Below are 9,563 nucleotides of genomic sequence, written 5' to 3' on the forward strand. Positions count from 1 at the left end.
GTAATAATATCAGATTTTTATTCCTAATCCAGACATGTAAGATTGATACATATTGGTGAATTTCCCCAAAATGGAAAATATTTTACCAATTTATTAAATGAATGAAAAATAATGAGGTAATAATTATCATTTTCAAAATATAATACTTAAATTTTATCAAATACTTACCAATTAGTCTTTAATCCCAAAATAATACTATCATGAAAAAAATAATTGTTTTCTTGTTTGTGGGGATTTTGGCCATTTCTATGGCAAATGCCCAGCAGCCGAATTACCTGGTATTTGAGTTTATCAAAGTAGAGTCGAATCAGACGTATGATTTTATCGAATTCAAAGATTTTATGGAAAAAATCTACCGAGCCGCTGTCAACGATAAAAAAATTAAAGGATGGGACTTTTGGGCACTCCAATCGGGTGCTGATCCAAGCGAATTCCAGTACATCACCATCACTTATTTTGACAATCCGGTAAACATGATGAATGGCTTTCAGGATGAAGAAATGGTCAAATATGCAATGATTGCCTATCCTCATTTAACCGAAAAGCAAGTTGTCGAAAAGTTCAATGAAGCAATCCAAAGCAGAGAAATATCACAAAGAGCGTATATGCAGGAAATATCAAAGACCCGGGATAATTTTAATCTTAAAAAAGGCTCCCTAGCTTCGTTTGATATGATGAAAGCAGTAGAAGGAAAATTTCAGGAATATGAAAAAGCTGAAAAAGAAGTCTTTTTGAAAATCCATCAAAATAGAATTGACAAGGGTTTGATGGGTAGTTGGAGCCTATTGAGGACAGCGCTCCCTTTTGGCAGTGAGGCCAAATATACCCATTTGACCATGAATATGTTTAAAGATTATCTACAGTTTTTCAATGCCCAGGAATATGAGGATATGGAATCTACTGCCGAACAAAGGGCTGCAATGGAAAAAGGAATTCAGGCAAGAGAACAAAAATATATCTATCTGGCAACATTGGAGAACAGCGTCAGATAAGTTCTTGATTGTCTAACAAAAAAGGCCAAAAGATTATTTTTGGCCTTTTTTGGTTTAGAATACTTCGAATTATTTTTTTAAAATACTTTCAATCTTCGCCAATTCTTCCTTCGAAAAAGTAAGGTTTTTGACAGCTTCAACATTTTCAGCCAATTGTTCAGGTTTACTCACCCCAACCAAAACTGTGGTAATCCTTGGATCTTTAAGCAGCCAGGCAATTGCCATTTGAGCCAAGCTCTGTCCTCTGTTCAAGGCTATTTCATTTAGCCCCTTCACTTTGTTGATCACTTCATCAGAAACCTGGTCTTTTTTGAGATAGCGGCCATCTTTGGCGATTCTGCTGTCTTCAGGTATTCCCTTTAAGTATTTGTCAGTCAGAATACCTTGCTCCAAAGGTGAGAAAGCGATGGATCCGATACCCATTTCACCCAAAACTTCCAATAAGCCTCCTTCAACCCACCTGTCAAACATGCTATACCTTGGCTGATGGATGAAAAGTGGAGTTCCCATTTCCTTCAAAATCTTATAAGCTTTTGAAGTGTCTTCGGCGTTGTACTGTGAAATTCCCGCATACAAAGCCTTTCCTTGCCTGACGATCTGATCCAAAGCACCCATCGTTTCCTCAAGAGGCGTTCCGGGATCCGGTCTATGGTGGTAAAAGACATCAACGTAATCGAGTCCCATCCTTTTCAAACTTTGGTCAAGAGAGGCAATCAAGTATTTTCTTGATCCATGGTTTCCATATGGTCCCGGCCACATATCCCAACCCGCTTTGGTAGAAATAATCAATTCATCCCGGTAAGGCCTGAAATCCTTTTCCATGATTCTTCCAAAGGTTTCTTCGGCAGATCCGTAGGGAGGGCCATAATTATTTGCAAGGTCAAAGTGGGTGATTCCAAAATCGAATGCCTGACGGAGTATGTTCCTTGCGTTTTTGAAATCAGCATTATGGCCGAAATTGTGCCATAGTCCAAGGGAAATCATAGGAAGCATAATGCCGCTGTTGCCACACCTTCTAAATGCCATAGAATCATACCTTCCGTCATTTGCTTTGTACATTGGAAGGGGTTGATGGTCGTTGATATTCATTGTATGTTTTTGAATAGGTTTTAGGATTTATTATCAATTAAATTTTCGATTATGTAGTCAATCTTTTCCTTGTTGTTTTCGACATATTGGACACCTGCTCTTTTTAATGCTTCCATATTTTTTTTGGTGGCATTTGCCATGTCAGCATTGGCATCCCCGATTGCCGGTTCCAATCTGATATATCCTTCCCTGTTATTGCCGGCGTCAAACAACCATTCCAACTGATGGGAAACGGTTTCGGAGTTGCCTGACATCATAATGTCAATCAACGGCTTGATCCATTCAACCATTCCAAAGTTTTTTGCTTTTTTATAGGGTACCGGCTTTTTGACAGATCCGGTTCCGATTGAAATCATCATCATATCTTTCGAGGTTGGATTTGCAATGTCTCCAAATATACATTTTCTGGCTTCCGCATAGGCGCACATGGCCGGATTATTGGCAAAAACCCCACCATCAATTAACGGAAAGGATTCCGCTGATTTGGATTGGATCAAAGCCGTTTCAAAATAAGTAGGAGCTGCAGAAGTGGCCTGAGCTAAGTCCCTGACTAAAAAATCATCGGTTTCGTTTTCAATGGCTTTGGAACGTTTGAAAAACTTCGCTTGTCTCTTCTCTAAATCATAGGAGGTAAAAAGGCAGGGTCGGATCAGCTGACTCAGGGGTATGTCTCCAAAATATTCTTTTAGGGATTTCTTCAAGTTCAAGTTAGAATACTTCTCGTCTTTGAGCCCATAAAGTGTTTTGACTTTTTGCGAAAAGGGATTACTAAAAATTCCCTCTCCATTTTTCAAATACAAATCAACGACTTCAGCAAGTGTATATTTGGGTTTTTTGGGATTCTCTTCGTTTGGAATAAGCATACCGCAACCCAATATGCCACCTGTACTTGTACCTGCCACAAAGTCAACATAATCCACTAGCCTTGCCTCAGGATCGGATAATCTTTCCTGTAGCTTTTGCTCGATCAGGGCCAAAATTGTCCCTGGGATGATTCCTCTGATTCCACCTCCATCAATGGAGATGATTGTTACTTTTTTCATAGTAGGTATTTTGGGTTAAATTAAAAATCTCACTCTTGATATCTAAATTTAACAATTTTGAGGCACCTATTTTAGAAGAAATAAGAAATAACACCTCAGCATCAAAGAAGAATTTTATTTGTACTTTAAGCAAAAACAAAGATGCCCAATATAATACTGACTGCAGCGATTATGAGTAAAATCAGAATTGGTTTCCAAGATGCTTTCATCCATTCTTTGTAAGAAATACCCGAAGCTGCCAAAATGGCCATCAAAGCGCCGTTGGTCGGGGTTACCAAATCCATCAAGCCTGCGCCATATTGGTAAGCCAAAACTACAACTTGCCGTGACATTCCAATCAAATCTGCGATAGGTGCCAATAAGGGCATGGTCAAAACTGCCTGACCTGATGTGCTGGGAACAGGAATATGTAAAATACATTGACCAATCAACATGGCGACACCGGATAAGCCAAGTGGCAGTCCATCCAAAGGACTGAACAAACCAAGAATTATGGTATCAATCACCATTCCCTCCTGTAAAACCATGTAAATGCTTCTTGCCATCCCAACTATCACTCCTGCAAAAATCAGCTCCCCAAAACCTTCAGAATAAGCCCTCGCGGTTCCATTGATGCCGAGATTGCCTATCAGTCCAGCCGCCAAGCCAAGGGCAAAAAAGATGGCTGACATCTCATTGTAATTCCAATCCCAATTGGTTAAGCCAAAAACCATTACCCCAAAAGTCAGTCCTACAAGAATCAAAATCAGAACATGAGAATTGGATAGCTTTTTTGGTTTTACGTCCGAAAGCGTAATTGGAGCAAAATTGTCTTTTCCGGTTTTTATAAAATATGCGATCCAAAAAGTCAGTGCCAAAATAAGAAAAACCATCCTATACAAGCCACCGGTAAAAACAGGCACTTCCGCTACTTTTTGGGCGATGATTACTCCAAATGGATTGGTAGGACCAAATGAACCTCCTATCACTGCACAACCCAAACTGAAAGCAATTATTGAAGTTTTTGTATATCCGATTTTGTGTGCCAAAACCATCAGAAGAGGCACCATGGCAATGATCTCCTCCTGAAAGCCACTTAAATTACCCATAGTGGCAAAGAGAACACCCAAAATTAGTATCAGATATGATTTTGCTTTTTTAAACCTGAAAATCAGAACTTCCAATCCTTGGCTGAAAGCTCCGGTCTTTTCAACAATATAAAATGCTCCCCCGATTATTAATATCAATATCACCACCTCAGCTCCTTCAATAAACCCTTCAGGAACAGTCAGAAACATTTTTCCTATGCTGACCGGATTGCTTTGCTGTTGTTTGTAGCTCCCCTGAACCACAATTTCCCTCCCTGTTGCCTCGTCTACAATCCTGTCATATGACCCGGCAGGAACGACATAAGTCAACAATGTAGCAATGCCAATAAAGGCAAGCATGATGATCAAAGGGTGGGGGAAGGATAGTTTCATGTTAGAAGGTTGGTTAGGGATTAGGTCCAATTTGCTTAAAAAATAATTGAAATTTGAAAATCATCTTAAGAATCCAAAGGAACCTTGACTTGATTTTTGGCTCTTTGTACTTTCGATTTAGACACATAATCCTTTGGCAAATATTTCATTAATTGCTTTTTAAAGACATGAAAATCCACCGTTATCGTATGCCTAGGTGTATCAATCTGCTTGTAATGGGGTTGGGTAACCTCTTTTTCACAGAGTTCCTTGATATTGGAAGGCCTTGTCCATTTCCCTGCTATTTCCCTTGCCATAATCTTTGCCTGCAATTCTGCTCCCGGCCAAATACAGCCCAAAGGTTGGAACATTCCCACAAAATAGAGATTTCGGTATTCGGGATGGAACATTTTGAGGTAAAGCGGAACAGGGCCTGCACTGTAGTCAATTAACTTTTTGTCAAAGAAAGGGTGGGAGAGGTAGTAGCCCGTGCAGGCGATGATGGTATCATATTCTTCCTCCAATCCATTTTCGAAAATCACCTTCTTCCCTTCCAGTCTTTTGATATCCATTCTTGGCTTTACCTTACCGTGTCGGATTTTATAAAGCAATTCATCATTGATGGTAGGATGGGTTTCACCGAATTTATTTTCAACATTCCTCAACCCATAAAGCTGATTGTCGCCAAGCATTATTTTAAGTAAAATATCGAAGAAGAAACTTCGGATTTTTAAAGGAATCCACGCGCTTCGTTCACCGATCTTATCTGAAGGTTGACCAAAAAAGAACTTTGGTATAATCCTATATCCCCTTCTCCATGAAATTGCTGTCATTTTGCTGACTCTGCTTGTTTCTACCGCCACATCACAAGCTGAATTGCCACCTCCAATTACCAGTACTCTTTTGTCTCTGAAGGGTTCTGCCTTTTTGAAAGAGTGAGAATGCAAAAATTCTCCTTCAAACTTACCCGGATAATTTGGCCATCGGGGATTCCAATGATGCCCGTTGCAAACAACAAGGTCTGAGAATTCTTCAGTTTTTCGGATACCATCTGTTTCAGTAGTGATCTCCCATTTTTCTTGGCTGATCAGTTCACAATGAATGACCATGGTATTGAAGCTGATATATTCATTTAGACCAAAATGATTGGAATAGGCTTGGAAATACCTTCTCAGCTCATCGTGGGAGGGATAATCAGAAACCGAAGGATCAAAATCATCAAAAGTGAAATCGGTATATTGGGAAAGCGTCTTGGAACTGATGATGTGTGTGGTCTCAAATACGCTGGAATGGCTTTCATTTTCAGAATAAACCCAGTTTCCTCCCACTTCCGAATTTCTATCAAATACTACGGCATCTATTCCTTGATCCAAAAGATTTTTCAATGCGGTAATGCCAGATGGCCCCGCACCGATTACGGCTACTTTTTTATGCATAATTCAAAATGATTTCTTCAGACATAATTTTGGTCCCAATTGAGGCGGGGGCTTCTATTTTTTTAAGATTTTCAGTGAAGGATACTTCTGGAATCTTCACATCGACAATGTATTTTGGATTTTTTCTAGGGCTATATCGGATCAAACTTGCAGCAGGATAAACCACCAAAGAAGTCCCGATTACTGCAAATATATCTGCATCAAGGGTGGTTTCGATGGCTGCTTCCATCATGGGGACGTTTTCTCCAAACCAAACAATAAAGGGTCTCAGTTGGCTTCCTATTTCGCATTTATCACCCATTTTTATTTCCCATCCGGACATATCATAGACTAATTCAGGGTTCTGCGTGCTCTGGGATTTGAATAACTCCCCATGGAGATGGATAATTTTGGTAGAACCGGCTTTTTCATGGAGGTTGTCAATATTCTGGGTAATAATGGTCACATCAAAAAATTGTTCCAATCTAGCCAATTCATAATGGGCTTCATTCGGCTTAACTGATAGTGCCTGCTTTCTTCTTTGGTTATAAAAATCAAGAACGAGGCTGGGGTTCTTTCTCCAACCTTCCGGGGAGGCTACTTCCATCACATCATGACCTTCCCAAAGCCCACCGCTGTCACGGAAAGTGCTGATACCACTTTCAGCTGATATTCCGGCTCCGGTAAGAACAACCAGTTTTTTCATTCCAATATTCTCATTGAGGTGAAAGATCGAATAAAGGGCTCAATCTCTAGAAAAAAATGAGAAAAAGAAAACGAAAAAAATTCAATAAATACAAAAAAAAAGGGGCTCAGTGCCCCTTTTTGATTATACTTTCTTTTTAGTAAATTTACCCTTCTTTTTTGTATCAGGCTGATTTTCAATTATTTCTAATGTTTCAGCGTAAGTTAAGCTTTCAGCTTCTCTTCCTTTAGGAATTTTGAAGTTATTTTTCCCAAACTTGATGTAAGGACCCCATCTACCATTTAATATTTCAATTTCAGGGTTTTCTTCAAAGGCTTTGATATGCTTCTTTTCATCAGCATCTCTTTTTTCTTCAATGAGCTTTATAGCTTCTTCCTCATTGATCGTCATAGGGTCTAGCTCTTTTCCAAGAGATACAAACTTGTCATTATGTCTCAGATAGGGGCCAAATTTCCCCACTGCCGCCACTATTTTTTTGTCTTCAAAAAAGCCTACCTCCCTTGGTAATTTGAAAAGTTCCAATGCATCTTCCAGGGTAATATTTTCGATAAATTGCCCTTTTTTCATGCTTGCAAACTGTTTCTGTTCATCATCCTGCTCGCCTATCTGAACCAATGGACCGAATCTACCAAGCCTTGCAAATACGGATTTACCGGATTTGGGGTCTTTGCCCAATTCACGCGAACTGTTGATGTCTGCGCGGGCCACATTGGCTGTTTCTTCCACTCGAAGATGGAATTTACTATAGAATCCCTCAATCATATCTTCCCAATTCTGTCCGCCATGTGCAATGTCATCAAACTCTTTTTCTACTTTGGCAGTAAAAGAGAAGTCAATTACATTGGGAAAATGCTCCACCAAAAAGTCATTGACTACCATGGCGATGTTGGTTGGGAAAAGCTTGTTTTTATCTGCTCCGGTTACTTCTTTTTTTGTTTCTTTCGAGAATTGGCCTTTGGCCACTTTCATTTCTGTATAGTTTCTATCGGTGCCTTCCCTAGATTCTTTGGATACGTATTCTCTTTTTTGGATAGTAGAAATAGTCGGAGCATAAGTAGACGGCCGTCCGATACCCATTTCTTCAAGTTTTTTTACCAAAGAGGCTTCAGTATATCTAGGAGCTGCTCTTGAGAATGTCTCCCGTCCTTTCAATTCTTCCAAATCCAGATTTTGACCAATATCTACAGGAGGAATCAGACCCTTATTCCCATTTTCTTCGTCTTCCGGCTCATCATCTGTATCTTCTAAGTATACTTTCAAAAATCCCTCAAACTTAATGACTTCACCTGAAGCAATCAATTTCTCAGGGGTAGTGGATATCCCGATCGTTACAATTGTTCTTTCAAGTTGGGCATCCGCCATTTGGGAAGCAATGGCACGTTTCCAGATGAGTTCATAAAGACGTTGCTCATTTCTGTCACCATTTACTTCACTTTTAGCAAAATCAGTAGGCCGAATGGCTTCGTGGGCTTCTTGTGCACTTTCAGACTTGTTCGTGAATTTTCTTGGTTGGTGAAATTCAGGCCCAAAAGATACATTGATTTCATTTTTTGCAGCTGTGATGGCATCATCAGAAAGGTTGACACTATCTGTTCGCATATAGGTAATCTTTCCCGCTTCATAGAGTTTCTGTGCTACAGACATAGTCTGTGCTACAGAAAAACTCAACTTCCTGCTTGCTTCTTGTTGAAGGGTGGAAGTGGTAAAGGGCGGTGCAGGTGATTTTTTGGCAGGCTTTTTCTCGAGGTTTTCAATAGAGAAATCAGCACCTATACATTTTTTCAAAAATTCTTCAGCTTCGGCCTGAGTGTCAAATTTCTTTGGAAGTTCTGCCGAAAGCTTCTTTCCTTTGACATCAAAAACAGCTGTAATTTTGTACGAAGATTTCGATTTGAATTTTTCGATTTCCCTTTCTCTCTCCACAATCAGTCTTACAGCTACAGATTGAACTCTTCCTGCAGAAAGCCCTGCTTTTATTTTTTTCCAAAGAATGGGTGAAAGTTCAAAACCTACCAACCTGTCCAATATCCTTCTTGCTTGTTGGGCATTGACAAGATCTATATCTATTTTTCTTGGGTTATCAATCGCTTTGAGGATGGCATTTTTTGTGATCTCTCTGAATACAATCCTCTTGGTTTGTTCATCTTTTAAATTCAGTACTTCCTTGAGATGCCAAGAAATTGCTTCTCCTTCACGGTCATCGTCACTTGCTAAGTAGATGGTCTCTGCATCCTTTACCAAGCTTTTCAATTGCTTGATTACTTCTTTTTTATCAGGCGTGATTTCGTATGTCGGTTTGAATCTGTTCTTTACATCAATGGCATGGTCCCCTTTGGGTAAATCCCGCACATGACCATAACTAGAGGCAACTTTGAAATCCTTACCGAGGTACCCTTCAATTGTTTTTGCTTTGGCTGGTGACTCTACTATTACTAAATTTTTTGACATAATTGAGTTTGCTTAAAAGATTGGCTCGCCGCTGGAGCTATCCATTTAAAATCCTAAAAATAGACTGCAATATATTCCTATCCAAATAAACCTGATTTTCATCTTTTTAATTAAATCGAATTTTGCCACATTTATAAATATATAATTTTATAAAAAATGGCCATTCAGAAATTTTTATACCTCCTGAGACATGGAGAGGCAGAACCCGGAATCGGATATCTTGGAGACATTAAAAGAAAGCTTTCCAAATCCGGAGAAAATCAAATCAAAAGTCTATCAGAGAGACTGAAAAGCCAAAAAACGAATTTTGACTTGATATTAGTGAGTTCTTCTGAAAGGACTACCCAAACAGCAAAAATCATTTCAGATGCAATTCCTTCCAAAGGAATCCTGATTGAAGATGAAATCTATGATGCTGAGCTAAATGATTT

8 protein-coding genes are annotated in these 9,563 nt (G+C 39.3%); 2 read left to right on the forward strand and 6 right to left on the reverse strand.

What is annotated here, in order from left to right; genetic code table 11:
- Positions 1-200: 200 nt before the first annotated feature.
- Complete coding sequence (locus ACZFYI_RS10310; protein WP_462524047.1) at positions 201-992, forward strand: hypothetical protein; 792 nt, start codon at positions 201-203, stop codon at positions 990-992.
- Positions 993-1,061: 69 nt separating this feature from the next.
- Here ACZFYI_RS10310 and mgrA read toward each other — a convergent pair whose 3' ends face one another.
- The 6 genes from mgrA to topA all read right to left on the reverse strand — a co-directional run bounded on the left by mgrA (position 1,062) and on the right by topA (position 9,132).
- Entirely contained in the window at positions 1,062-2,081 is a 1,020-nt protein-coding gene (gene mgrA, locus ACZFYI_RS10315) for an L-glyceraldehyde 3-phosphate reductase (RefSeq protein ID WP_462524048.1), read from the reverse strand.
- Positions 2,082-2,101: 20 nt separating this feature from the next.
- Entirely contained in the window at positions 2,102-3,124 is a 1,023-nt protein-coding gene (locus tag ACZFYI_RS10320) for a patatin-like phospholipase family protein (RefSeq protein WP_462524049.1), read from the reverse strand.
- 125 nt (positions 3,125-3,249) lie between these two features.
- On the reverse strand, positions 3,250-4,584 hold the full coding sequence (locus ACZFYI_RS10325; protein ID WP_462524050.1) for a YfcC family protein: 1,335 nt from the start codon (positions 4,582-4,584) through the stop codon (positions 3,250-3,252).
- Between the two features lie 65 nt (positions 4,585-4,649).
- A complete protein-coding gene (locus ACZFYI_RS10330; protein WP_462524051.1) occupies positions 4,650-5,999 on the reverse strand; it encodes a flavin-containing monooxygenase in 1,350 nt (449 codons plus the stop codon).
- A complete protein-coding gene (locus tag ACZFYI_RS10335) occupies positions 5,992-6,684 on the reverse strand; it encodes an SIR2 family NAD-dependent protein deacylase (protein WP_462524052.1) in 693 nt (230 codons plus the stop codon). Before ACZFYI_RS10335 ends, ACZFYI_RS10330 begins: the two co-directional genes overlap by 8 nt.
- Before the next feature lie 123 nt (positions 6,685-6,807).
- Entirely contained in the window at positions 6,808-9,132 is a 2,325-nt protein-coding gene (gene topA, locus ACZFYI_RS10340; RefSeq protein WP_462524053.1) for a type I DNA topoisomerase, read from the reverse strand.
- Between the two features lie 156 nt (positions 9,133-9,288).
- Between topA and ACZFYI_RS10345 the strand changes: the two genes are divergently transcribed.
- The coding region (locus ACZFYI_RS10345) for a SixA phosphatase family protein (protein WP_462524054.1) at positions 9,289-9,563 on the forward strand (275 nt) is incomplete at its 3' end.

Source organism: Aquiflexum sp. (genome assembly GCF_977115555.1).

Coding starts and splice junctions, on each gene's coding strand:
- ACZFYI_RS10320 (WP_462524049.1), bottom strand. CDS start 3,124: ATGAAAAAAGTAACAATCATCTCCATTGATGGAGGTGGAATCAGAGGA.
- ACZFYI_RS10330 (WP_462524051.1), bottom strand. CDS start 5,999: ATGCATAAAAAAGTAGCCGTAATCGGTGCGGGGCCATCTGGCATTACC.
- topA (WP_462524053.1), bottom strand. CDS start 9,132: ATGTCAAAAAATTTAGTAATAGTAGAGTCACCAGCCAAAGCAAAAACA.
- ACZFYI_RS10310 (WP_462524047.1), top strand. CDS start 201: ATGAAAAAAATAATTGTTTTCTTGTTTGTGGGGATTTTGGCCATTTCT.
- ACZFYI_RS10325 (WP_462524050.1), bottom strand. CDS start 4,584: ATGAAACTATCCTTCCCCCACCCTTTGATCATCATGCTTGCCTTTATT.
- ACZFYI_RS10335 (WP_462524052.1), bottom strand. CDS start 6,684: ATGAAAAAACTGGTTGTTCTTACCGGAGCCGGAATATCAGCTGAAAGT.
- mgrA (WP_462524048.1), bottom strand. CDS start 2,081: ATGAATATCAACGACCATCAACCCCTTCCAATGTACAAAGCAAATGAC.